The 25,137-nt window shown below is 70.0% G+C and carries 19 protein-coding genes; 2 read left to right on the plus strand and 17 right to left on the minus strand.

What is annotated here, in order from left to right; translation table 11 throughout:
• Positions 1–9: 9 nt before the first annotated feature.
• The 16 genes from EUA93_RS03335 to EUA93_RS03410 all read right to left on the minus strand — a co-directional run bounded on the left by EUA93_RS03335 (position 10) and on the right by EUA93_RS03410 (position 20,857).
• Entirely contained in the window at positions 10–975 is a 966-nt protein-coding gene (locus tag EUA93_RS03335) for an MCE family protein (RefSeq protein ID WP_129398713.1), read from the minus strand.
• The gene (locus tag EUA93_RS03340) at positions 972–2,009 is read right to left on the minus strand and encodes an MCE family protein (protein ID WP_129398715.1); all 1,038 of its coding nucleotides are present in this window, start codon (positions 2,007–2,009) and stop codon (positions 972–974) included. Before EUA93_RS03340 ends, EUA93_RS03335 begins: the two co-directional genes overlap by 4 nt.
• Entirely contained in the window at positions 2,006–3,289 is a 1,284-nt protein-coding gene (locus tag EUA93_RS03345) for an MCE family protein (RefSeq protein WP_129398717.1), read from the minus strand. Before EUA93_RS03345 ends, EUA93_RS03340 begins: the two co-directional genes overlap by 4 nt.
• A 7-nt stretch (positions 3,290–3,296) precedes the next feature.
• Positions 3,297–4,121 (minus strand): MlaE family ABC transporter permease, encoded by an 825-nt coding sequence (locus tag EUA93_RS03350; RefSeq protein ID WP_129398719.1) that lies wholly within the window; start codon positions 4,119–4,121, stop codon positions 3,297–3,299.
• 2 nt (positions 4,122–4,123) lie between these two features.
• Positions 4,124–4,909 carry an MlaE family ABC transporter permease gene (locus EUA93_RS03355; protein WP_129398721.1) on the minus strand — a complete coding sequence of 262 codons (786 nt, stop codon included), beginning with the start codon at positions 4,907–4,909 and terminating at the stop codon, positions 4,124–4,126.
• Between the two features lie 6 nt (positions 4,910–4,915).
• Positions 4,916–5,872 (minus strand): ABC transporter ATP-binding protein, encoded by a 957-nt coding sequence (locus EUA93_RS03360; RefSeq protein ID WP_129398723.1) that lies wholly within the window; start codon positions 5,870–5,872, stop codon positions 4,916–4,918.
• A 296-nt stretch (positions 5,873–6,168) separates the two neighbouring features.
• Positions 6,169–7,152: an electron transfer flavoprotein subunit alpha/FixB family protein gene (locus tag EUA93_RS03365; RefSeq protein ID WP_129398725.1), complete on the minus strand. Its 984-nt coding sequence runs from the start codon at positions 7,150–7,152 to the stop codon at positions 6,169–6,171.
• Positions 7,149–7,919 (minus strand): electron transfer flavoprotein subunit beta/FixA family protein, encoded by a 771-nt coding sequence (locus EUA93_RS03370; RefSeq protein ID WP_129398727.1) that lies wholly within the window; start codon positions 7,917–7,919, stop codon positions 7,149–7,151. The genes EUA93_RS03365 and EUA93_RS03370 overlap by 4 nt, the downstream gene beginning before the upstream one ends.
• A complete protein-coding gene (locus EUA93_RS03375; RefSeq protein ID WP_129398729.1) occupies positions 7,919–10,456 on the minus strand; it encodes a GcvT family protein in 2,538 nt (845 codons plus the stop codon). The genes EUA93_RS03370 and EUA93_RS03375 overlap by 1 nt, the downstream gene beginning before the upstream one ends.
• Positions 10,457–10,636: 180 nt before the next feature.
• A complete protein-coding gene (locus EUA93_RS03380) occupies positions 10,637–12,364 on the minus strand; it encodes a BCCT family transporter (protein ID WP_129398731.1) in 1,728 nt (575 codons plus the stop codon).
• A 143-nt stretch (positions 12,365–12,507) separates the two neighbouring features.
• Complete coding sequence (locus tag EUA93_RS03385) at positions 12,508–13,497, minus strand: ABC transporter substrate-binding protein (RefSeq protein ID WP_129398733.1); 990 nt, start codon at positions 13,495–13,497, stop codon at positions 12,508–12,510.
• A gap of 42 nt (positions 13,498–13,539) precedes the next feature.
• Positions 13,540–15,642 (minus strand): ABC transporter permease, encoded by a 2,103-nt coding sequence (locus EUA93_RS03390; protein ID WP_129398735.1) that lies wholly within the window; start codon positions 15,640–15,642, stop codon positions 13,540–13,542.
• Entirely contained in the window at positions 15,639–16,664 is a 1,026-nt protein-coding gene (locus EUA93_RS03395; RefSeq protein WP_129398737.1) for a quaternary amine ABC transporter ATP-binding protein, read from the minus strand. Before EUA93_RS03395 ends, EUA93_RS03390 begins: the two co-directional genes overlap by 4 nt.
• Complete coding sequence (gene betA / locus EUA93_RS03400) at positions 16,661–18,400, minus strand: choline dehydrogenase (protein ID WP_129398739.1); 1,740 nt, start codon at positions 18,398–18,400, stop codon at positions 16,661–16,663. Before betA ends, EUA93_RS03395 begins: the two co-directional genes overlap by 4 nt.
• 2 nt (positions 18,401–18,402) lie before the next feature.
• Complete coding sequence (locus EUA93_RS03405) at positions 18,403–19,911, minus strand: aldehyde dehydrogenase family protein (RefSeq protein WP_129398741.1); 1,509 nt, start codon at positions 19,909–19,911, stop codon at positions 18,403–18,405.
• A gap of 127 nt (positions 19,912–20,038) precedes the next feature.
• Positions 20,039–20,857, minus strand: a complete 819-nt coding sequence (locus EUA93_RS03410) for an IclR family transcriptional regulator (protein WP_129398743.1) — start codon at positions 20,855–20,857, stop codon at positions 20,039–20,041.
• Between the two features lie 113 nt (positions 20,858–20,970).
• Between EUA93_RS03410 and purU the strand changes: the two genes are divergently transcribed.
• Together purU and EUA93_RS03420 are read left to right on the plus strand one after the other, a co-directional pair.
• On the plus strand, positions 20,971–21,837 hold the full coding sequence (purU, locus tag EUA93_RS03415; protein WP_129398745.1) for a formyltetrahydrofolate deformylase: 867 nt from the start codon (positions 20,971–20,973) through the stop codon (positions 21,835–21,837).
• Positions 21,838–21,890: 53 nt separating this feature from the next.
• On the plus strand, positions 21,891–23,570 hold the full coding sequence (locus EUA93_RS03420) for a formate--tetrahydrofolate ligase (protein WP_129398746.1): 1,680 nt from the start codon (positions 21,891–21,893) through the stop codon (positions 23,568–23,570).
• A gap of 17 nt (positions 23,571–23,587) precedes the next feature.
• Here EUA93_RS03420 and EUA93_RS03425 read toward each other — a convergent pair whose 3' ends face one another.
• Positions 23,588–25,027 (minus strand): trimethylamine methyltransferase family protein, encoded by a 1,440-nt coding sequence (locus EUA93_RS03425; RefSeq protein ID WP_129398748.1) that lies wholly within the window; start codon positions 25,025–25,027, stop codon positions 23,588–23,590.
• Between the last annotated feature and the right edge of the window lie 110 nt (positions 25,028–25,137).

The following is a 25,137-nucleotide window of genomic DNA, read 5'->3' on the forward strand; positions in this document are numbered from 1 at the left end:
CGATCCATGTCAGCCACCCACCTGCGGGACGGGCGGGAAGTTCGCGATCCAGGTGTCGAACCACGGACCGGTGCCGAGGGTGTTGGCGAACACGCGGTAGAACGGCGCCATCAGCCGCAGGCTGCTGTCGAGGTTGTCCTCGTTCTTGTTGAGGACCGCGACGACGTTCTCCAGGTGCGCGAGCGCCGGCGCGAGGTCGGTGCGCGACTGGCGGATGAGCTTGGTGAGCTCCTTCGACAGCTGGGTGCTGGAGACGAGCAGCTCGTGCACCGCGTCGCGGCGGGCGACCAGCGCGCGGAAGAGCACGTCGCTGTCCTCCATCAGCTTGACGATGTCCTGGTCGCGCTCGTCGAGGACGTTCGAGACGCGCTCGAGGTTGGTGAGCAGGCCGCCGAGCTGCTCGTCCTTGGCCGCCACGTTGGCCGAGAGCCGGCTGAGGCCGTCGAGCGCCCCGCGGAACTCCTCGGGGGTGTTGCGGGTCAGGTCGGCCAGGGTGGTCAGCGACTCGGCGAGCTGGTCGGTGTCGATCTGCTCCGAGGTCGAGGCCAGCCCCTCGAAGGCCTCCACCACGTCGTACGGCGACGAGGTGCGCTCGGCGGGGATGGTCGCGCCCTCGGCCAGCTGGCCGGCGCCGGCCGGCTCGAGCGAGAGGAACATGGCGCCGAGGATCGTCTTGACCTTGATCGCGGCTCCCGTGTCGGTGCCGAAGGCGGCGGTGTCGTCGACCTTGAAGGTGACGTCGACCCGGTCGCCGTCGAGCGCGATGTCGTCGACCTTGCCGACCCGGACCCCGGCGATGCGGACCTCGTCGTCGACCTTCAGCCCACCGGCCTCGGTGAAGAGCGCGTGGTAGGTGTCTCCCCCGCCGATGACCGGCAGGTCGCCCGCACGCAGCGCGCCCACCAGCACCATCGCCAGGACGACGATGCTGACCGCCCCGACGACGACGGGGTTGCGCTCGCGGAACGGCTTCATCCGAGATCACACCTGTCGGAGCCGGTCTCGTACTTCACCGGCACCTGCACGCCGCCGGGCAGGTTGACCCGGCCCTGGAACTCGCACAGGTAGAAGTTGAAGAACGAGCCGTAGATCGCGGTGCGGCCGATCTTGTCGAGCTTGATCGGCAGCACCTGGAGGGCCCGGTCGAGCTCGGCCTTGTTCTTGTCGATGTTGCCGGCGACCGCGCGCAGCTCCTTGATGTCCTTCACGAAGGGCTGGCGGATGCCGTCGACGAGCGAGGCGGTCTCCACGGACAGGGCGGAGACGTCCTCGAGGGAGTCGAGGATCGCGTTGCGGTCGTCCTTGAGCCCGCCGACCAGCGTGCGGAACGACGTGATCAACCGGGTCAGCTGCTTGTCGCGGTCGGCCACGTGGTCGAGGACGAGGGAGAGGTTGTCGATCAGCTGGCCGATGACCTCGTCGCGGTCGGCCAGCGTCGAGGTCACCGAGGCGGTGTGCGCGAGCAGGCCCTCGAGCGTGCCGCCCTCGCCCTGGAAGACCTGCACCAGCTCGAAGGAGAGCTGGTTGACGTCCTCGGGCGAGAGCGCCTGGAAGAGCGGCTTGAAGCCGTTGAAGAGCACGGTCAGGTCGAGCGCGGGACGGGTGCGCGAGACCGGGATCGTCGCGCCGTCGGGCAGCCGGCCGGTGTCGCCGACCTCCTGGGTGAGCGAGAGGTAGCGCTGGCCGACGAGGTTGCGGTAGCGGATGAGCGCGTTGGTGCCGCCGTTGACCGAGGTGCGCTCGTCGACGGAGAACGTGATCAGCGCGCGGCTGCGGTCGACGACCTCCACCTTGCTCACCGTGCCGACGCGGACGCCCGCGACCCGGACGTCGTCGCCCTTGTTGACGCCGGTCGCGTCGGTGAACTCGGCCCGGTAGGTGCGGGAGGCACCGAAACCGATGTTGCCGATCGTGACCACCAGCACGGCGGTGGCGAGCGAGGTGACCACCACGAAGACGAGGAGCTTGAGCAGGTCGGCGGAGGTCTTCTTGTCGAGGATCTTGCTCATCGCAGCGACACCTCCGCCCCGCGTGCCATCGGCCCGACGAGCAGCACGCCCAGGTCCGGTACGTCGCTCGCGCTGACGCCGAGGCCCGGCGCGAGCAGCGCCTTGAGGAGCGACGACTCGTCGCGCCCACCGGCGTACCCGGCGGCGTCGCCGGACCAGCCGGGGGCGACGCGGCTGGTGCCCTTGCCGGTCGGGCTGTTCACGCCGTCGACGAAGTCGGGCTGGTGGGTCACCGGGTTGCTCTGCGACCACGGGGGGCTGGGCAGGCGGCCGCAGTAGTAGCCGCGCTTGTCGCCGTAGACCGGGACGTCGGCCGCGGTGTAGCCGCGCGGCTGGTTCGGCAGGGTCTCGAGCACGATGTGCAGGGTGAACCCGCGGAACGCCTCGGCCTGCAGCTTGCCGATGTTGACCAGGCCACCGAGGAGGCAGGGGTAGCCGGGCGCGTAGCGGGCGAGCACCTCGAGCTGGCTCGCCGACAGGTCGGCCAGGCGCACCAGGTTGTCGCCGTTGTTGCGGGAGAACCGCTCGGCGACGGCGGCGAACCTCGACACGTCGTTGAAGAGCGCTTCGAGCTTGTCCTCGCGGTCCTCGAGCGTCGTGGTCGTGGTGATCGTGTTGCGCAGGATCGTCGCGACCTCGGGCAGCACGTCGGCGTAGGTGTCGGAGACGCTGGCGGTCAGCCGCAGGTCCTCGACGAGCCCGGGGAGCTCGGGGTTGAACCTGGTCAGGTAGCCGTCGAGGGTCTCGATGCTCTCGCCGAGCTGCTCGCCGCGGCCCTCGAGCGCGGTGGCGACGGCGTTGAGGGTGTTGTTGAGGTCGGCCGGCTGGACGGCGCGCAGGAGGGGGTAGAGGTCGCTGAGGACCGCCTCGACCTCGATCGAGAGCTGGGTCCGCTCGATCACGTCGCCGGCGGCGATCGGCCGGGCCCGCGACCCACCGTCCGGGATCACCAGCGAGACGAACTTCTCGCCGAACAGCGTCTTGGGCAGGATCGAGGCGGTGACGTCGTCGGGGATCTGCGCCGTGCGGTCGGGGTAGAGCCCGAGGGTGATGTCGGCGCCCTCGGCGGTCGGCTCGAAGCCGAGCACCTCCCCCACGATCACGCCGCGGATCTTGACGTCGGCGCGCTGCGGCAGCTGGAGGCCGATGCGCGAGGCGTGGACGGTGACCTCGTCGTAGGTGCTGAACTTCTTGGTGAAGACGCCGTAGGTCGCCCACACTGCGGCGAGGATCAGCACGAGGAAGACGATCCCGAGCGTCCGGGTCCGGAAGGTCGTCATGACCGCCTCACCCCGCCAGCCGGACGGTGGTCGTGGTGCCCCAGATCGCCATCGAGAGCAGCAGGTCGATCACGTTGATCGCGACGATGCTCGTGCGCACGGCCCGACCCACGGCGACGCCGACGCCGGCGGGACCGCCCGACGCGGTGTAGCCGTGGTAGCAGTGGATGAGGATCACCGTGACGGCGAAGACCAGGACCTTGAGGAAGGACCAGAGCACGTCGCCCGGTGGCAGGAACGCGTAGAAGTAGTGGTCGTAGGTGCCCGGCGACTGGCCGTAGATCTGGGTCACCACGAGCCGGCTGGCGTAGTACGACGACAGCAGCCCGACGACGTACAACGGGATGATCGCGATCAGTCCGCCCACGACGCGGGTCGCGACGAGGAACGGCATCGAGGGGATCGCCATCACCTCGAGGGCGTCGACCTCCTCGGAGATCCGCATGGCGCCCAGCTGCGCGGTGAAGCCGCACCCGACGGTGGCGGCCAGGGCGATGCCCGCGACGAGCGGGGCGATCTCACGGGTGTTGAAGTAGGCCGAGACGAAGCCCGCGAGGGGCGCGGTGCCGAGCTGGTTGAGCGCGGCGTAGCCCGACAGGCCGACCTGGGCGCCGGTGAAGAACGTCATGCCGATGATCACGCCGACCGTGCCGCCGATGACGGCGAGCGCACCCGAGCCGAGGGTGACCTCGGCGAGGATCCTCAGGATCTCCCGCGGGTAGCGGGTGATCGAGCGCGGGATCGCCCTCAGCACCCTGAGGTGGAACCCCAGCTGGCCGCCGAGGTTGTCGAGGGACGCGAGCGGCGCGGTGTAGACGTCCTTGAGCGCCATCGTCATCCGCCCTTCGGGGGGACGATCTGCAGGTAGACCAGGCTCAGCACGAAGTTCGCCAGGAACAGCAGCAGGAACGTGATGACGACGGACTCGTTGACCGCGTCGCCGACGCCCTTCGGGCCACCGTTGGCGTTCATCCCCTTGTAGGACGCGACGATCGCGGCGATCAGCCCGAAGACCAGCGCCTTGAGCAGGCCGATCCACAGGTCGGGCAGCTGGGCGAGCGCGGTGAAGCTGGCGAGGTAGGCGCCCGGTGTGCCGTCCTGGAGGATCACGTTGAAGACGTAGCCACCGGTGACGCCGACGACGCTGACCATGCCGTTGAGGAAGAACGCGACGAGCATGCAGGCCAGGACCCGCGGCACGACCAGGCGCTGGATCGGGTCGATCCCGAGCACCATCATCGCGTCGAGCTCCTCGCGGATCTTGCGGGCACCGAGGTCGGCCGCGATCGCCGACCCGCCCGCGCCGGCGATCAGCAGCGCGGTGCCGATCGGCGCCGCCTGCTGGATGACGGCGAGCACGGACGCGGAGCCGGTGAAGGACTGGGCGCCGAACTGCTTGATCAGGCCGCCGACCTGGAGGGCGATGACCGCGCCGAACGGGATCGCGACCAGCGCGGTCGGGACGATGGTGACCGAGGCGATGAACCAGGCCTGCTGGATGAACTCGCGCAGCTGGAAGGGTCGCCGGAACAGCCCGCGGAACACGTCGAGCGCGAACGCGAACAGGTTGCCCGCGACTCCGATCGGAGCGAGGGCGCGCGAGGTCGTCGAGGTGGCCACGAGGTGTCAGGCCCCCGGCGCGAGGCCGGCGTTGGCCGACTCGAAGGACCCGGGGGGCGGGGTGACGCCGTGCTCGCGGCACCACTCGCCGGCCGGCCGCTGGCTGCGCCGCGGGATGCCGTTGGACGGGTCGAGCTGCAGCGGGATCGGCGGAAGCGGCGGGAGCTCCTGCCCGACCTCGGCGGCGAGCTCGGTGGCGTCCTTCTCCTCCGACATGCCGATCGGGCCGACCTTCTGCGCGTTGAGGAACTGGCGCACGACGGGCTCCTCGGAGCTGAGCAGCTGCTCGCGCGGCCCGAACATCGCGAGGTGGCGGTGGTAGAGCAGCCCGATGTTGTCGGGCACCGTCCGCGCGGTGTTGATGTCGTGGGTGACGATGAGGAAGGTGGCGTCGATCTGCGCGTTGAGGTCGACGATCAGCTGGTTGAGGAAGGCGGTGCGCACCGGGTCGAGGCCTGAGTCGGGCTCGTCGAAGAGCACGATCTCGGGGTCGAGCACCAGGGCCCTTGCGAGACCCGCGCGCTTGCGCATGCCGCCCGAGATCTCACCGGGCAGCTTGTCCTCGGAGCCGAGGAGGCCGACGAGGTCCATCTTCTCCATGACGATGGCGCGGACCTCGGACTCGGACTTGCGGGTGTGCTCGCGCAGCGGGAAGGCGACGTTGTCGTAGAGGTTCATCGAGCCGAACATCGCGCCGTCCTGGAACAGCACGCCGAAGAGCTTGCGGATCTCGTAGAGGTCGCGCTCGGAGCAGCTCGCGATGTCGGTGCCCTCGATGATGATCGAGCCCTTGTCGGGCTTGAGCAGGCCGATGAGGGTCTTGAGGAAGACCGACTTGCCGGTGCCGGAGGGACCGAGCATCACGCAGATCTCGCCGGCCGGGACCGTGAGGGTCACGTCGCCCCAGATCAGCTGCTTGCCGAACGACTTCGAGAGGTCGTTGACCTGGATCTCGACACCCATGAGTGGCGGTCCCCTTCCCTCCCCCGGTCAGTGGTGATGGCTACTACTGAGTAGACCAACGCCGGACTGCGCGCGAGGTTACGCCGAAGTGCGACGCTCGTCACGAGAACACGCGAGCGTGCCGGCGCCCGTCACCCCGAGCGGTGAGTGAGCCACATTCCGCCGGCTCGCGACGTGGCTGAGGCACCGCTCGGGAGCGTGTCGGCGTACGACGCACCGGTGGGCGGTGCGTGAGCCACGTTCCGACCTCGCGGAATGTGGCTCACGCACCGCCCACCGGCGGCGAGGGCGAGCGATCAGGCGCCGCGGCGGCGCCGGATCTCGGCGTTGATCGCCGGGATGATCTCGTGCAGGTCGCCGATCACGGCGTGGGTCGCCTTGGTGACCATCGGCGCGTCGGGGTCGTTGTTGATCGCCAGGATCGCCTTCGCGCTGCTGCACCCTGCCCAGTGCTGGATGGCACCGCTGATCCCGCACGGGATGTAGAGGTCGGGCGAGATCCGGCTGCCGGTCTGGCCGACCTGCTCGTGGTGGGGGCGCCACCCGAGCGAGGTCACCACGCGGGAGACGCCGAGGGGCGCCTCCAGGAGGTCCGCCAGCTCGAGGAGGTCGTCGAAGCCGTCCGCCGAGCCCGCGCCGCGACCGGCGCCGACGACGACGCGGGCCGACTTCAGCGCACCGGACAGGTCGGGCTCGGGCTCGTCGGTGGACACGACCCGGGCGACCAGGTCGGCGTCGGCGACCTCGGGGGTCTCGAGCACCAGCTCACCGTCCGCGGGGGCGTCCGCGGGCTTCGCCTCGACGGCGTGGCCGGCGACGGAGAAGATCGCGGGCCGCTGGGCCAGCTGCATCTCCTCGAGCGCGGCACCGCCGACGACCTGGCGGGTCACCGTGAACGGCGACAGTCCGTGGAAGGAGATGGCGTTGGCCGCCATGGGCAGGCCGGTGCGGGCGCCCACGTGGGCGAGCACCTCGTTGCCGCGCGACGTGCCGGCAGCCATCACGACCACGGAGCCGGCCTTCTCCCGCACGGCCATCAGGCCCGCGGCCCACGCGGCGCCGGAGTAGGCGTCGTACGCCGCCCCGGTGAGCGCGTGGATCCGGCGGACGCCGTAGGTGGCGAGCGTCTTGACCAGCGCGTCGTCGGGCTCGCCGACGACGACCGCGTCGATCGGCACTCCCCCGCCGGCTGCGGACAGGTCGCGGGCGAACGTGACGGCCTCGCGGGACGTCTCGACGGCCTCGCCCGCAGGCGAGACCTCGACCAGGACGAGGATCATGGCAGCACCCCCAGCTGCTCGAAGAGGTCGACGACCGCGGGTGCGGCCTCGGGGCCCTTGCCCAGCACCTGCACCGACGAGGCCGACGGCGGCGGGAGGACCAGGCGAAGGCGCGACGGCCCGGCGGGCGTCGCGACGGGCTGGCGCTCCTCGACCGGGGCCTTCTTGGCCTTCATCCGGCCGGGGACCGTGGGGTAGCGCGGCTGCACACCACCCTCGAGGACCGTCACGACCGCGGGCAACGGCAGGCGGAACGTCTCGTGGCCGTCGGGGCCGGAGCCGCTCGCGGTCACCTCGCCGTCGGCCACCGACACGTTGCTGACCCCGTTGACGACCGGCCAGCCGAGCTCGTAGGCGAGCCGGATGCCGACCTGGAAGTCACCGCTGTCGGCGGCGTCGTTGCCGAGCAGCACCAGCTGGTGCGGAGTCCCGGCGGCCTCGTGGTCGCGTACGACAGCGGCGATCTCGCGTGCCACGTCGGCCGGGCCGAAGCCCTGCGAGTCGGCGACGACGTGCGTCGCGCTCGTGCAGCCCACGGCCAGCGCCGCGCGTAGCTGCTCGACCGCGTCGGCGTCACCGAGCGTCATCACGGCAGCCTGACCGCCCTCCGCCGCCGCGACCTGGACGGCGAGCTCGACCGCGCACTCCTCGTGCGCGCTCATGGTGAAGCCCGCGAAGCGACCGTCGACGCCCTGGGCGTCCTCGGTGAGGACCACCTCGCTGGAGGAGTCGACGACGCGCTTGACGCAGACCAACGGGCTGACCATCAGCGGAGCCTCTCGTTGCTCGGGTCGAGGAGCGGGGTGGCGTCGACGGAGCCGACGACGACCGGGTAGAGCTCCTCCATGTAGGACACGGCCAGCTCGTTGCCGAGGGTGGCCTGGTCGACGGGCAGGTAGGCCAGCAGCACGTGCTTGCCCAGCGACGGCGCGGAGCCGGCGCTGGTGACGTAGGGGTGGTGGCCGTGGCCGTCGGTGAGGACGCCGCCGTCGCGCGTCATGATCGGCTCGCCGCCGAGCATGTAGCGCTTCACGCCGGAGGCCGAGGTGTGGTCCTCGACCGTCAGGGTGCAGAGCACGCTCTGGGGGGCGGCCTCCCGCTGCGCGAGGTAGGCCTCCTTGCCGACGAAGTCGGCGGCCTTGACCTTGGGCCGCTGCATGCCGGCCTCGACGATGCTGCGCTCGGCGTCGAGCTCGGCGCCGAACGCGCGGTAGCCCTTCTCGATGCGGCCGGTCGTGCCGTAGACGCCGATGCCGGCCGGGATGACGCCGTGCGGCGCGCCCGCGTCGAGCAGCGCCTCCCAGAGGTCGGCACCCTGCGCCATCGGGACGTAGAGCTCCCAGCCCAGGTCACCGACGTAGGAGATCCGCGAGGCCAGCACCGTGAGGTCGCCCGCCGCCGTCGAGACGGTGATCTCGCGGCAGGTGAGGAAGCCGAAGCCCTCGTCGGAGACGTCGTCGGAGGTCAGCGAGGCGAGCACCTCGCGGGCCTTCGGGCCCCAGATGCCGATCGTGTCGACGGTGTCGGTGCTGTCGGTCAGCGTGGTGGTGCCGGACTCGGGCAGGTGCCCGGAGAACCAGGCGCGGTCGGCCATGCCGTGCGCACCGCCGGTGACCACGCGGAAGTGGTCGTCGCCGAGGCGCATCACCGTCAGGTCGGACAGGAAGCCGCCCTTGGCGTCGAGGACCGGGGTGTAGATGACCTTGCCGACCGCGACGTCGCACTGCGCGACGCAGGTCTGCTGCACGACGTCGAGCGCCTCGGGGCCCTCGATGTCGAAGATGCAGAAGGCCGACAGGTCGATCACGGCCGCGGCCTCGCGCATGCGCAGGTGCTCGGCGTTGATGATGGGGCTCCACCAGCGCGAGTCCCACTCGTGCTCGCGCGGCATCACGGCGTCGCCGTACTCCTCGACGAGGCCGGCGTTGGACTCGTACCAGAACGGGCGCTCCCAGCCGGCCGCCTCGAAGAAGACCGCGCCGAGCTTGGTCTGCGAGTCGTGCATCGGGGCCTTGCGCTGGTCGCGGTCGGACTCGTACTGCTCGTTGGGGTGCACGATGCCGTAGGTCTTGATGAACGACTCGGTCGTGCGCAGGCGGGTGTGCTCGCGCCGCTTCTGGTGGGCGTGGAAGCGGGCGATGTTGCTGTGGTGCAGGTCGATCTCGGAGTACCCGTGGGTCATCCACTCCGCGACCGCGCGACCGACGCCCGGGCCCTCCTTGATCCAGACGGCGGCAGCCGTCCAGAGGCCGGAGACCTCGCTCTCGCCCAGGATCGGGTTGCCGTCGCAGGTCAGCGACAGCAGGCCGTTGATGGCGTAGCGCTGCTCCGCACCCTCGGCGCCGAGCAGCTCGGGCATGAGCTCGTAGGCCTGCTCGAGCTGCGGGTCGAAGTCGTCGGCCGTGAAGGGCATCTCGGTCGGCGAGAGCTTGGCCTGCTCGATCGAGGGGATGTCCTCGGGCTCGTGGAGGATCGCGCGGTGGGCGTAGGAGCCGACCTCCATGTCGGCGCCGTGCTGGCGCTCGTAGCAGAAGGTGTCCATGTCGCGGACGATCGGGAAGGAAATCTCCCCCTCGGTCTCGGCCAGCTGCGGGCAGGGGCCGACGCTGATCATCTGGTGCACGGCCGGGGTCAGCGGGATGCTGATGCCGGCCATGTCGCCGAGCTTCGGGCTCCAGACTCCGGCCGCGATGACGACCGTCTTCGCCTCGATGTCGCCGCCGGTGGTGCGCACGCGGGTGATCCGGCGCGTCCCGTGGGGGCCGTCCTCGGTGTCGAGCCCGGTCACCTCGACGGTCGGCACGACGGTGAGCTCACCGGTCTCGAGGGCACGCTCGCGCATGATGGTGCCGGCCCGCAGGGAGTCGACCACGCCGACGCCGGGGGTCCAGAAGGCGCCGATGAACTGGTCCTCCTCGATGAAGGGGACCTTCTCCTTCACGAAGGCCGGGCTGACGAGCTCGGACTCGATGCCCCAGGCCTTGGCGCTCGACATCCGGCGCCGCAGCTCCTCCATGCGCTCCTCGGTGCGGGCGATCTCGAAGCCACCGGACTCGGTGAAGACGCCCATCTCCTTGTACTGCGCGACCGAGTCGAGCGTGATGTCGGTGATCTCGCGCGAGTGGTCGACGGTGAAGATGAAGTTCGACGCGTGACCGGTCGAGCCGCCCGGGTTGGGCAGGGCTCCCTTGTCGATCTGCACCACGTTCTTCCACCCGAGGCGGGTGAGGTGGTGGACGAGGCTGTTGCCGACGATGCCGGCTCCGATGACGACGACGTCGGCGGTCGCGGGGACCTCTGCCATGGCTAGCTCCTGGGCCGGGCGGTGGGATCTGACGGTCACTACTGAGTTGCACATAACGCAACGCGTTGCGCGATGTGCGACACGAGAAATGTACGCCGTCGCCCCCGACCACTGTCAAGGAGTCGGGGGCGACGGTGTCCGGCGCGGGAGGCGGGGGGTCCGCCCGAGCAGGTCAGGTGGTCAGGCGCGGTCCTCCCCGGAACCGGTCGGGACACCGTCCTCGGAGGTCGCGGTGACCTCCTCCGGCTCGGCGCCGTAGCCCGCGAGCGCCACGGTGTGGTGCTCCATGGAGTCGAACCGCTGGGCGTGGACGACGGCCCGGCGCACGCGCGGCGGGAGGGTCGACTCGTAGGGCTCCTCGCGCAGCGCCTTCATCAACGACACGCACATCGCGCAGATGACGAGCATGAAGGGCCCGGCCACGATGATGACCAGCGTCTGGAGCGCCCCGAGGCCGCCGGAGAACAGCAGCACCGCGGCCACCGCACCCTGGGCGACGCCCCAGAAGATCACCAGCCAGCGCATCGGCTCCTCCTTGCCGTTCTGGCTGAGCATCCCCATCACGATCGAGGCGGAGTCGGCGCCGGTGATGAAGAAGATCGCGACCAGGAAGACGGCGAGCACCACGGTGATGCTCGCGAGCGGGTACTCGCGGAGCATCGTGAAGAGCGCGCCCTCGGTGCCGTTGGCCGCGAGCTCGGCACCCATGTCCTTGACACCCGAGAACTGCAGGTCGAAGGCCGAGCCGGCGAGGATCGAGAACCACGCGAACGACACGATGCTCGGCACGAGGATCACGTAGACCACGAACTGGCGGATCGTGCGCCCCTTGGAGATGCGCGCGATGAACATGCCCACGAAGGGGGTCCACGAGATCCACCAGGCCCAGTAGAAGATCGTCCAGGTGCTGAGGAACTGCTCGTTGCCGAACGCGCCGGTGCGGAACGACATCGCCGGCAGGTGCGTCAGGTAGCCGCCGAGCGACTCGGTGAAGGTGCTCAGGATGAACACCGTCGGGCCGACGACGAAGAGGAAGAACACCAGCAGCACCGCGGCGATCGCGTTGGCGTTCGAGAGGAGCTGGACGCCCTTCTCGACACCGGTGACCGCCGAGAGCACGAAGCACAGGGTCAGCACCGCGATCACGACGACCGTGAGCCACTTGGAGTCGCCCGAGCCGAAGACGTCGTCGAGTCCACCGGTGATCTGCAGGGCACCGAGGCCCAACGAGGTGGCGGACCCGAAGAGCGTCGCGAAGATCGCGATGATGTCGATGGCCTTGCCCGGTCCGCCCTTGGCGTGACGCCCCAGGAGCGGGCCGAACGCGCCCGACACCAGGTTGCCGGTGCCCTTGCGGTAGGCGAAGTAGCCGATCGCGAGGCCGATGACGGCGTACATCGACCAGGGGTGGAAGCCCCAGTGGAAGAAGGCGTACTCCATCGCGGTCCCGGCTGCCGCCGGCGTGCCGGCCTCGCCGCGACCGGGCGGGATGCTCGAGGCATCGGTCGCGGTGAGGTACGTCAGCGGCTCGGCGACGCCCCAGAACATCAGGCCGATGCCCATGCCGGTGGCGAACATCATCGAGACCCACGAGAAGGTGGAGAACTCGGGCTCGGAGTCGTCGGGACCGAGCTTGATGTTGCCGTAGCGCGTGAGGGCGAGGTAGGCCGAGAAGAGCAGGAAGACCGCGCTGACGAGGATGAAGAGCCAGCCGAACGACTTCGTCAGCCAGCCGAGGATGTCACCCGTCGTCGACCCCATCCCGGTCGAGTCGGCGGTGCCCCAGACCAGGAAGGCGATCGCAAGCCCTGCCGCGACGCCGAAGGTGATCTTGTCGAGGGGGAAGTGGCCGTGCGGCTCCGCGGACGGCGGCACCGCCGTGTCGGGCCCGGATTCCTTGATTGCCATGGACGCCTACCGATCCCGTTGCGCCGAGCGCAACGTAGTGCGTGACTTGCAACACAGGTACAGTGACGCGGCCCCGATCGAGTGTCAAGGCTCGAGCGGGGCCGCGTGGTCGTCTGTCGTTCACCTCGGTGACGTCCGAGGACTCAGGACATCCAGGCCTCGACCTTGTCCGGGTTGTCGGCGATCCACTTGGCGGCCGCGTCCGCGGGCGACATGCCGTCCGCGGCGATGTAGCCGGCGACGACGTTCTGGTCCTCGTTGGTCCAGGTGAAGTTCTCCACCAGGTCCACCGCGGTCGAGTCGCTGGCGGCCCAGTCCGTGCCGACGATCTTCTTCAGCTCGGTCTCGGGGTAGTCGCAGGCGACCTTCTGCGGGTCGTCCTGGCAGCCGTCGGTGTACTCCGGCAGCGCGACGCGCTGCATCGCGACCTCGGCGTTGAAGTACTGGGGCTCGTACCAGTAGCCGATGACCCACTCCTTGTTCTCCTCCGCCTTGCGGAACGCCTCGATGGAGGCGGCCTCGCTGCCGGAGAAGACGACCTTGAAGTCGAGGTCGAGGTTGGACACGATCGCCTCGTCGAACTGGACGTAGGACGGGTCGGCGCCGAGGAACTGGCCCTTGCCGCCGGACTCCGACGTGGCGAACTCGCTGGCGTACTTGTTGAGGTTCTCGTAGTCGAGGATGTCCGGGTGCTCCTCGGCGAGCCACGGCGGCACGAACCAGCCGATGATGCCGACGTTGCCCTGGGGGCCGAAGTCCTCGGCGGTGCCGTCGCCGGAGTCGGCGAAGAACTTCTTCTCGAGGTCGGGGTGGCCCCAGTCCTCGATCACGACGTCGACCTCGCCGGTGCCGAAGCCCTGCCAGGAGACGTCCTCCTTGAGGTCCTTGTAGTTGACCGTGCAGCCGAGCTCCTGCTCGGCGACCGTCCCGACCACGTAGGCGCTGGCCTGGTAGCCGACCCACGGGTTGACGGCCATGTTGAGGTCGCCGCACTCGCCGCCTGCGGCGGCGGCCTGCTCCTCGTTGGCCTTGGTCTCCTCCTCGATGGACCCGCCGCCACAGGCGGAGAGCGCCATGACGGCGACTGCGGCGAGGGCGCCCAGGCGGGTCCCTCGGCTTCTGGTGGTGCTCATGGTGCTGCTCCTTCTCCTCTGGGGCGGGTGGTGCTGCGGTGGTTACCTGCCGGGTGGCCCGATGGGCAGCCGGACGTTGAAGGCGCGGCGGGTGCCCGGACCGTCGTCGCGGCGCACCTCGGCCGCGGCGCGGGTGATCCGGTCGAGCATCACGCCGAGGAGCACGATGGTCAGGCCGCCTGCGGCGCCCTTGCCCCACTCCTCGCTGCGGGAGATGCCGAGCACGACGTCGTAGCCGAGGGCCTGGGCGCCGACGAGGCCGCCGATGACGACCATGGCGAGGACGTAGAGCAGGCCCTGGTTGGTCGCGAGCACGAGCGAGCCCTTGGCCATCGGCAGCTGGACCTTGGTGATCTCCTGCCACGTCGTCTGCCCCGTCGAGCGACCCGCCTCGATCGTGGTCGGGGAGACGCCCTTGACGCCGTCGGCGACGAGCTTGATGGCGGCCGGCGCCGCGTAGACGACACCGGCGACGATCGCGGTGAAGCGGCTGGAGCCGAAGAGGGCGAGCACCGGGATGAGGTAGACGAAGGGCGGGATGGTCTGGCCGGCGTCGAGCAGCGGCCGGATGCCGAGGTCGATCCAGCGGTTGCGCGCCATCCACACGCCGAACACCAGCGCCAGCACCATCACCAGCACGGTGCCGACCAGGACCATGGTCAGCGTCAGCATCGCGTCGTGCCACAGGTCGAGGTACCAGATGCCGGCGAGGCACACGACGGTCGTGAGCAGGGCACGCACACCGCCGAAGACCAGCGCCAGGCCCAGGATGCCGAGGCCGGAGAGCCACCAGGGCGAGTCGGCGAGCAGGGACTGCAGGGGGTTGAGGAAGCCGTAGCTGATCGCGTTCCGGAAGCTCTCGGTCACGCCGCCGATCAGGTCGACGATGCTTCCCATCACGTCGTCCGCACCGTCGGAGACCGTGCTGCCGATCGTGTACGACGGGAAGGTGGCGAGGCTGAGCTCGAGGCGCGACAGGTAGACGCACGCCAGTGCGGCCACGCCCGTCACGGCGAGGAGGATCCGGCGCAGGCGGACGTTGCCGCCCCCGCCACGCGCCACCCGCTCCGAGCGCTCGCTCGCGGCGGTCGTCGTACGGTCCAGCATCACCGCCATCACCACGATGAGCACACCCGGCACGAAGCTGCCGCCGAAGTCGTTGGCGACGAGCGCGTTCAGCACGGGCTTCCCGAGGCCGGGGCCGTTGATGTAGGACGCGATGGTCGCCATCGACAGTGCCGCCAGGATGGTCTGGTTGAGGCCGACGATGATCGTCTTGCGGGCCATGGGCAGCTGGACCTTCAGCAGCCGCTGCCAGTAGGTCTGGCCGGCCGAGTCCGTGGCCTCGATCGTCGTGGTCGACACCTCGCGGATGCCGAAGCCCGCGATCCGCACGAGCGGCGGGACGGCGTAGATGAGGGTCGAGACGACGGCGCCGCCGACCCCGATGCCGAAGAAGAGCACCACCGGCACGAGGTACACGAAGGTCGGCATGGTCTGCATGAAGTCCAGGACGACCGTGATCACCCGGTTGGCGCGCACGTTGGTGCCGGCCAGGACCGCGAGCGGCAGGCCCACCAGGATCGTGATCACGACCGCCATGCCGGTGACGATCAGCAGGTCGAGCGAGTCCTGCCAGAAACCGAGGACGCCGAAGGACAGGAACGAGGCGGCCACGAGGAGGGCGATCCGCCAGCTCGCGATCGCGTAGCCGACCCAGGTCGCGAGGGCGACGATGCCGAGCCAGCCGATCTCGGGCACGGGACGCGGCAGGTTCGGGCGGACGAGCATCCGCTGCGCCCAGTCGAAGAAGTTGCGCAGCAGCTCGGAGATCGAGTTGGTGAACTGCATGACCGGGTTGGTGTCGCGGCTGGCGAGCAGCGTGTTGTTGAAGTCGGTGAAGGTCTGGTGCAGGTCGGTGTGCTCACGACCTGGCAGGGCGAGGGTGTTCGTGCCCTTGGTGAAGGACCACACGACGATCCAGAGGAGGACCACGCCCAGGGCGGGGATCCAGCGGCTGATGCCCGAGTCCTCGCCGGCCGGCGGCGGCGCACCCGGCTCGACGGGTCGCTTGTCCTTCGGGTTGTTGAGCTTCTCGGTCTCGACGTACGCGGTGGCGCGCAGGCCGGCCGAGAGCTCGCTCATGACTCCTCCTCGGCCACCACGACGCGCATGATGTCCTCCTCGTCCACCACGCCGACCATCGTGTCGCCGTCCATCACCCGGATCGGGGCGTCGGAGGCGATCGCGGCGCGCGCCGCCTGGCGTACGACCGTGGTGACCGGCAGCGTCGGGCCGTCGAGCGACTCGCCGGGCCGCGGCTCGCGCATCACCCACTTCAGCGTGAGGACGTGGGCCTTGGGCACCTCGGAGACGAAGTCCTTGACGTAGTCGTCGGCCGGGCGGGCCACGACCTCGTCGGGCGTGCCGACCTGCACGATCGCGCCGTCGCGCAGGATCATGATCCGGTCGCCGAGCTTGAGCGCCTCGGCGAGGTCGTGGGTGATGAAGACCATCGTCTTGCCGAGCTCGCTGTGCAGCCGGATGACCTCGTTCTGCATGTCGCGCCGGATGAGCGGGTCGAGCGCGGAGAACGGCTCGTCGAAGAGCAGCATCTCGGGGTCGCCGGCGAGTGCGCGCGCGAGGCCGACGCGCTGCTGCATGCCGCCGGAGAGCTGGTCGGGGTAGGACATCTCGTAGCCCGAGAGCCCCACCAGGTCGACGATCTCGCCGGCCTTGGCGCGGCGCTCCTTCTTCGGCACTCCGCGGACCTCGAGGCCGTAGGCGACGTTGTCGATCACCTGGCGGTGCGGCAGCAGGCCGAAGTGCTGGAACACCATCGACACCTGCTTGCGGCGTACGTCGCGCAGCTGGGACTCCGACGCCGAGGTGATGTCGACGCCGCCGAGGTTCACCGACCCGCTGGTCGGCTCGATGAGGCGGGTGAGGAGGCGGACGAGGGTGGACTTGCCGGAGCCGGAGAGGCCCATGATCACGAAGACCTCGCCGGGTGCGACCTCGAAGGAGACGTCCTTGACGCCCACCACGTTGCCGGTCTTGGCCTTGAGGTCGGCGCGCGACAGCTCGGCGTCGGGGGTGCCGATGATCTTGTCCGAGCGCGGACCGAAGATCTTCCAGAGGCTGTCGACGGACAGGGCTGCGGTCATGCGGACTCCTCGGGGGTGGAGGTCCCGCCGTTGCGAGGGTCGCCGGGCGGGTAGAGCGGCATGCCGGCACGGTGCCGGTAGTACGGCACGTCGGCGGGTGGGAGCGGGGAGTTACCCAAGATGAGGTCGGCGGCCTTCTCGGCGACCATCATCACGGGGGCGTAGATGTTGCCGTTGGTGACGAACGGGAACACCGAGGCGTCGACGACGCGCAGGCCCTCGGTCCCGTGGACCTGCATGCTCGTCGGGTCGACGACCGACATGTCGTCGGTGCCCATCTTCGCCGTGCAGGACGGGTGCAGGGCCGTCTCGGAGTCCTTGCGGACCCACTCGAGGATCTCCTCGTCGGTCTCGACCGAGGGACCGGGTGAGATCTCGCCGCCGTTGAACGGCGCCATGGCCGACTGGTTGAGGATGTCGCGCGCGACGCGCACCGCCTCGATCCACTCGCGCTTGTCGTTGTCGGTCGAGAGGTAGTTGAAGAGCATCTTCGGCTTCTGCCTCGGATCGGTCGAGGCGATCCGCACCCAGCCGCGGGTGTCGGCGTACATCGGTCCGATGTGCACCTGGTAGCCGTGGGCGTACTTGTCCTGGCCGGGCGCCGGCGAGCCGTCGTAGCGGATCGCGATCGGCAGGAAGTGGAACATCAGGTTGGGCCAGTCGACGTCCTCGTTGGACCGGGCGAACCCGCCGCCCTCGAAGTGGTTCGACGCCGCCGTGCCGGTGCGCTTGAGCAGCCACTCCAGCCCGACGAGCGGGCGGTTGCGCCACTTGAGGCCCTCGACGATCGAGACCGGCTGGAGCGAGGAGTACTGGATGTAGACCTCGAGGTGGTCCTGGAGGTTCTCCCCCACGCCCGGCAGGTCGTGCACCATCTCCACGCCGAGCGGCTCGAGGTGCTCGGGGTTGCCGATGCCCGACAGCTGGAGCAGCTGCGGCGAGTTGATCGCACCCCCACAGAGGATCACCTCGCCCGCAGCCACGTAGTGGTGCTTGCGACCGGCGCGGAGGTACTCCACGCCGACCGCCCGCTTGCCCTCGAAGCGGACCTTCGTGCCGTGCGCGAAGGTCTCGACAGTGAGGTTCTTCCGGCCCATCACCGGGTGCAGGTAGGCACGTGCCGCCGACATCCGCACGCCGTTGACGATGTTGCGGTCGAACCGGCCGAAGCCCTCCTGCCGGTAGCCGTTGACGTCATCGGTCAGGTGGTAGCCGGCCTGCGTGGCGGACTCGAAGAACGCGCTGAAGAGCGGGTTGGTGGCCGGGCTGCGCTCGAGCTTGAGCGGCCCGGAGCCGCCCCGCCAGGCGTCGGCGCCGACCATCCCGTCGGGGAGGATCAACGACTCCATCCGGCGGAAGTACGGCAGGCAGTGCAGGTAGTCCCACGACTCCATGCCCGGCTCGGCTGCCCAGCGCTCGTAGTCCATCGGGTTGCCGCGCTGGAAGATCATGCCGTTGATCGACGACGAGCCGCCGAGCACCTTGCCGCGGGCGTGGTAGACCCGGCGACCTCCCATCGCCGGCTCCGGCTCCGACTCGTACTTCCAGTCGTAGAGCGGGTTGCCGATCGGGAAGGGCAGTGCCGCCGGTGCGTGGATCAGCGGGTCGAAGCGGTCGGTGCGACCGGCCTCCAGCACCAGGACCGAGGTCGAGGGATCCGCGGACAACCGGTTCGCGAGCGCGCTGCCGGCCGACCCTCCACCCACGATGACGACGTCGTACCGATCCGCTGCCATGACTAGTCCGCCTGCTCCGACTCGGTGGTCTGGTTCGACCGGCCCGGCGAGAACCAGTGCTGCACGGCCGGCCTGATGTTGTGCCAGACGTGCTTGGTCTCGCGGTACTCCTCGAGCCCGGCGAGACCCAGCTCGCGTCCGGTGCCCGACTGCTTGTAGCCGCCCCACTCGGCCTGCGGCACGTAGGGGTGGTAGTCGTTGATCCAGACCGTGCCCATCCGCAGCCGGCCCGCGACGCGCTGGCCGCGGCCGGCGTCCTGGGTCCAGACCGCGCCGGCGAGGCCGTAGATGCTGTCGTTGGCGATCGTGACCGCCTCGTCCTCGTCACGGAACGTCTCGACGGTGAGCACCGGGCCGAAGGACTCGTCCTGGGTGACCGACATCGAGGTCGTGCAGCCGTCGAGCACGGTCGGCAGGTAGTAGAAGCCGTCGGCCAGGGCCGGGTCGTCGGGACGCGCGCCACCGCAGCGCAGCACCGCGCCCTCGGCGAGCCCGGCGGCGACGTACGCCTCGACCTTCTCGCGGTGCGCGGCACTGGTCAGCGGACCGGTCTCGGCAGCCTCGTCGAACGGGCCGCCGAGGCGGATCCGCTGCGCGCGCTCGACGAGCTGGTCGACGAAGGAGTCGTGGATCGACTCCTCGACCACCAGCCGGGCGCCGGCCGAGCAGACCTGGCCCGAGTGCAGGAAGACGGCGGTCAGCGCGTAGTCGAGGGCGACCTCGATGTCGGCGTCGGCGAAGACGATGTTGGGGTTCTTGCCACCCAGCTCGAGGGCCACCTTCTTCACCGTCGGCGCGGCCGCCGCGGCGATCCGGCGGCCGGTCTCGAGGCCGCCGGTGAAGGAGACCATGTCGACGCGCGGGTCGCTCGAGAGCGGTGCACCCGCGGTCGCGCCGGCGCCGAGGACGAGGTTGCCGACGCCGGCCGGGAGCCCGGCCTCCTCGAGGAGGCGCATCAGGTGGATCGCCGAGTGCGGGGTGAGCTCGCTCGGCTTGAGGACGAACGTGTTGCCCGCGGCCAGGCAGGGCGCGACCTTCCACGACACCTGGAGCAGCGGGTAGTTCCACGGCGAGATCAGGCCGCAGACGCCGATCGGCTCGTGGACCACGCGGCTGACGACCTCCGCGTTGCCGGTGTCGACCATCCGGCCGGACTCCTCGGCGGCGATGCGGCCGTAGTGCCGGAAGACCGAGACCACGTCGGCGACGTCGTACTGCCCCTCGACGAAGCGCTTGCCGGTGTCGAGGGACTCCATCCGGGCGATCTCGTCGGCGTCGCGCTCGAGCAGGTCGGCCAGCCTCAGCAGGAGGTCGCCGCGCTCACGGCTGGAGGTCGTCGGCCAGGGACCGTCGTGGAACGCGGCGTGTGCCGCGGCGATGGCGGCCTCGGTGTCGTCGGAGCCGGCCTCGTCGACCTCGGCCACGAGCGTCCCGTCGGCGGGGCAGCGGATCTCCCGGCGGCCTCCGGCGCGCGCGGACACCCACGCTCCATCGACATAGAGATCCGGCACGCGCTGACCACCCTCGGCTCGAGTACGTTGCGTATGTCGCAACCGGATGCTCGGAGCGCAACCAGCCAGACACCCGAAGGATGCTGCGACGACACCCACTCGTCAAGGGTGACCGTCACACCGTGACCTAGCGGTGACCCCAGCCCAGGCGGTGCGACGCCTCGACGGCGGCCTCGCGCACCAGGCGCACCACCTCGGGGACCCGCTCCTGCGTCAGGCGGAACGACGGACCCGACACGCTGAGCGAGGCGACCACGTCCCCGTGCGCGTTGCGGATCGGCGCCGCCACGGCGGTGAGGCCGACCTCGAGCTCGTCGATCGCGACGGCGTAGCCCTGGTCGCGCACCTGCGTGAGCTCCTCGCGCAGGTCGCCGAGCGCGGTGATCGTGTGTGGGGTGTACGTCGCCAGGGTGCCGAGGGCCGCCTCGAGCTCGGCGTCGTCGAGCCAGCTCAGCAGGACCTTGCCGTTGCTGGTCGCGTGGAGCGGGATGTGCTGGCCGACCCAGTTGTGCGGCTGGAGCGCGGACGACCCGGCGACCTGGTCGAGGTAGAGCGCCGAGTGGTCGGACAGGACGGCGATGTTGACCGTCTCCCCGGTGTCGGCGGCGAGCTGGCGCGTGAGCGGGCGGGCCTCCTGGACCAGGTCGAGGCGGGCGGTGGTGGCGCCGGCGAGCCGCAGGATGCCCATGCCGAGGCGGTAGCGGCCCCGGTCGGTGGTCTGCTCCACGAGGCGGTGCGCCTCCAGGGTCGCGACCAGCCGGAAGGCCGTGCTCTTGTGGACGCCGAGCTCGCCGGCGATCTCGGTGACGCCCGACTCCCCGGTGCGCGCGAGCACCTCCAGGATGGCCAGGGCGCGGTCGACCGACTGCACCCCGGCACCGGTGACCGCGGAGCTGGTGGAGACGATCTCCTCGCTCCGGTCCCGGCCGTCGACCACGTCCGTCATGTCCGGGACACTAGCGCAGCCTCTAGCGCGAAGGCTGTTGCGTATCGCAGACTGCGTTTCGTCGGACGCAACAGATCCGGCGCGTCCCGTCCCACGTCGTCCCAGGAGACACCATGGTCCAGGGTCCCATCGGATCCGAGTACGTCCTCACCCTCTCGTGCCCGGACCGGCCCGGCATCGTCCATGCCGTCTCCGGGTTCCTCGTCGAGCGGGGTGCGAACATCGTCGAGAGCCAGCAGTTCTGGGACCGCCTCACCGATCGCTTCTTCATGCGGATCGGGTTCGACGCCCCGTCGAGCACGAGTGCCGACGAGCTCCGGGAGGCGTTCTCCGCGATCGCGGAGCAGCGCGAGATGACGTACGAGCTGTGGTCGGCCGCCGCGCCCTACCGCACCCTCATCATGGTCTCCAAGCACCTGCACTGCCTCAACGACCTGCTCTTCCGCGCCAGCACCGGCGCACTGCAGATCGAGATCCCGGCGGTCGTGTCCAACCACCCCGACGCCGAGGCGCTCGTGACGTCCTACGGCCTCGACTTCCACCACATCCCGGTGACGCCCGAGACGAAGGTCGACGCCGAGAAGCAGCTGATGGAGCTCGTCGACGAGACCGGCACCCACCTGGTCGTGCTCGCCCGCTACATGCAGGTGCTCACCGACGACCTGTGCCGCCAGCTGTCGGGTCGCGCGATCAACATCCACCACTCGTTCCTGCCGAGCTTCAAGGGCGCCAAGCCCTACCACCAGGCCTTCGACCGCGGGGTCAAGCTGGTGGGCGCGACCGCGCACTACGTGACCGGCGACCTCGACGAGGGCCCGATCATCGAGCAGGACGTCCTCCGGGTCGACCACAACTACGACCAGGACCAGCTCGTCGCAGCGGGCCGCGACGTGGAGGCGCAGGTGCTCTCGCGGGCCGTGCGCTGGCACGCCCAGTCGCGGGTGCTGCGCAACGGCGACCGCACGGTCGTCTTCCGCTAGGCAGCCGACACGCACCACCCGCCCCCACCCCGGGGACCGATCGAGGGAGCGCCATGCAGTCCGACATCGAGATCGCCAACGCAGCCGTCCTGCGTCCCGTCCGCGAGGTCGCGGAGGAGACGCTCGGTATCACCGAGGACCACCTGGTCCCCTACGGCCACTACAAGGCGAAGGTCGACATCGGCTACCTGTCGTCCCTGGCCGACCGGCCGCTGGGCAAGCTGGTGCTGGTCACCGCCCTGTCCCCCACGCCCCCCGGCGAGGGCAAGACGACCACGACGGTCGGCCTGACCGACGCCCTGCACGGGCTCGGGCACAGGACGGTGGCCTGCCTGCGCGAGCCGTCGATGGGACCGGTCTTCGGGATGAAGGGCGGCGCGGCCGGCGGCGGCTTCAGCCAGGTCGTGCCGATGACCGACATCAACCTGCACTTCACCGGCGACTTCGCTGCGATCGCGGCGGCCAACAACCTGCTCGCCGCGCTCGTCGACAACCACATCCACCACGGCAACGAGCTCGACATCGACGTCCGCAGCATCACGTGGAAGCGGGTGCTCGACACCAACGACCGCGCGCTGCGTGAGGTCGTCGTGGCGATGGGCGGTCACGCCAACGGCTTCCCGCGCGAGGACGGCTTCGACATCGTCGTGGCCTCGGAGCTGATGGCGATCTTCTGCCTCACCGAGTCGTGGGGCGACCTCAAGCAGCGCATCGGCGACATCGTGATCGGCTACACCCGGGCGATGGTCCCGGTCACCGCGCGCGAGCTCGGGGCCGACGGGGCGATGGCCGTCCTCCTGCGCGACGCCCTCGCCCCGAACCTGGTGCAGACGCTCGGCGGGGCGCCGGCGTTCGTCCACGGCGGTCCGTTCGCCAACATCGCGCACGGCTGCAGCTCGGTCATGGCGACCCGCGCCGGCCTCCGGCTGGCCGACATCGTCGTCACCGAGGCGGGCTTCGGCGCCGACCTGGGAGCGGAGAAGTTCGTCGACATCAAGTGCCGCAAGTCGGGCCTGCGCCCCGACGTGGCCGTCGTGGTGGCGACCGTGCGCGCCCTGAAGTACCACGGCGGCGTGGCCCTCGCCGACCTCGGCACCGAGGACATCGGGGCCGTCGAGGCCGGGATGGCCAACCTGCGCCGCCACCTCGCCAACGTCCGCGAGGTCTACGGCATCCCGGCGGTGGTCGCGGTCAACCGCTTCCCCACCGACACCGACGCGGAGGTCGCCCGGGTCGTCGAGCTCGTCGCGGACGAGGGCGTGCGAGCCTTCCCCGCCACGCACTTCGCCGACGGCGGGCCGGGTGCCACCGCCCTGGCAGAGGGCGTGCTCGCCACCCTCGCCGAGCCGTCGGCGTACGACTTCTCCTTCACCTACGACGACGACCTGCCGCTCACGGCGAAGGTCGAGGCGATCGCCACCCGGCTCTACGGCGCCGGGCAGGTGACGTGGGAGGCGAAGGCCCGACGTCGGCTCCAGCGCATCGAGGGCGACGGCTTCGGCGGCCTGCCGGTCTGCGTCGCGAAGACGCAGTACTCCTTCTCCACCGATCCGACGTCGCTCGGGGCCCCGTCGGGCCACGAGCTGCACGTCAGGGAGGTACGCCTCTCGGCCGGCGCCGGGTTCGTCGTCGTGGTGTGCGGCGACATGATGACCATGCCCGGCCTGCCGCGCGACCCGTCGGCCGCCCGGATCGACCTGGCCGAGGACGGGACCATCCTCGGCCTGTCGTAGTCGCCCTCGGCGTCCCGTCAGTCGCCGAGCTCCGCGCGGCGGCGGATGACGTAGTCCTCGAGCTCCTCGCGGACCGCGTCGTCGATCGCCGGCTGCTCGTAGGCCTCCAGCGTCTTCTGGTACTCGACCGTGGCGCGGTCGTTGGCGTCGTTGCCGCCGTTGCGCATCCAGCGCTCGTAGTTCTCCGATGAGGAGAGCAGCGGGCGGTAGAAGCAGGTGCGGAAGCGCTCCATCGTGTGCATCGCGCCGAGGAAGTGGCCGCCGTGGCCGACCTCCTGGTGGGCGTCGAAGGCCATCGAGGCCTCGTCGATCTCGAGGGGCGTGAACTCGTGCTGGAGCATCTGCAGCAGCTCGATGTCGACGATGAACTTCTCGTAGCCGGCGACCAGGCCGCCCTCGAGCCAGCCGGCGGAGTGCATCACCCAGTTGGCGCCGGCCAGGAAGGTCGGCATCAGCGTCATGAGCGCCTCGTAGCCCGCCTGCGCGTCGGCGACCTGGGAGGAGGTCAGGCCGCCACCGGTGCGGAAGGGCAGGCCGAAGTGGCGCGCGATCTGGCCGGTGCAGAGCAGGCCCAGCCCGGACTCGGGGGTGCCGAAGGTCGGGGAGCCCGACTGCATGTCGATGTTGGACAGGAACGACCCGAAGACGACGGGCGTGCCGGGGCGGATCAGCTGCGACAGGGCGATGCCCGACAGCGCCTCCACGATCTGCTGCACCAGTGCGGCCGGGATGGTCACCGGCGACATTGCGCCCATCAGGATGAACGGGGTGAGCACGACCGGCTGCCCGGCGGCGGAGTACTCGAACTGCGCCTCGAGCATGCGGTCGTCCCAGCGGAGCGGGGAGTTGCAGTTGATCAGCGAGATCGACGCGGGCGTCTTCTCGATCGCCTCACGCGAGCCGAAGAGGATCGAGCTCATCGCGATCGTGTCGGCGGCGTTGACCCCCGAGACGACGTTGCCCATGTAGATCTTGTCCGTCAGCGTCTGCAGCGCGTAAGTCATGTCGAGGTGGCGGCTGTCGAGCGGGGTGTCGTTGGGCTCGCAGATCACACCGCCGGCGGAGTCGAGCACGGAGTAGGACTGCGCCAGCTTGGTGAAGTTGCGGAAGTCGTCCATCGTCGCGTCGCGTCGTACGTCGCCCTGCCGCACGAAGGGCGGCCCGTAGACCGCTCCGAAGGCCATCGAGTCACCGCCGATGTGCACGTTGTTCGCCGGGTTGCGCGCCTGGATGTCGAACTCGCCGGGCGCCTTGGCGACCTGCTCGAGGACGAAGTCGGGGTCGAGGAAGACGGTGTTGCCCTCGACCCGCTGGCCGGCCTTGCGGAACAGCTCGAGCGCGCGGTCGTCCATGAACTCGACGCCGATCTCGGTCATCAGGCGTCGCCAGCCCTTGTCCAGGGTGGCCATGGCTTCCTCGGACAGCACCTCGTAGCGCGGCATCGTGTTGCGGAACAACGGGTCCTCCTGCAGCAGATTTCGTTCGGGGGCGGCTGGAGCGACGTGACCGAATCCCTTGACCGCGGCTCACGACGGCTTCTAGCCTCATGATGTGGAACCAAGGTTCC

The organism is Nocardioides oleivorans (assembly GCF_004137255.1).
Classification (GTDB): Bacteria; Actinomycetota; Actinomycetes; order Propionibacteriales; family Nocardioidaceae; genus Nocardioides; species Nocardioides oleivorans.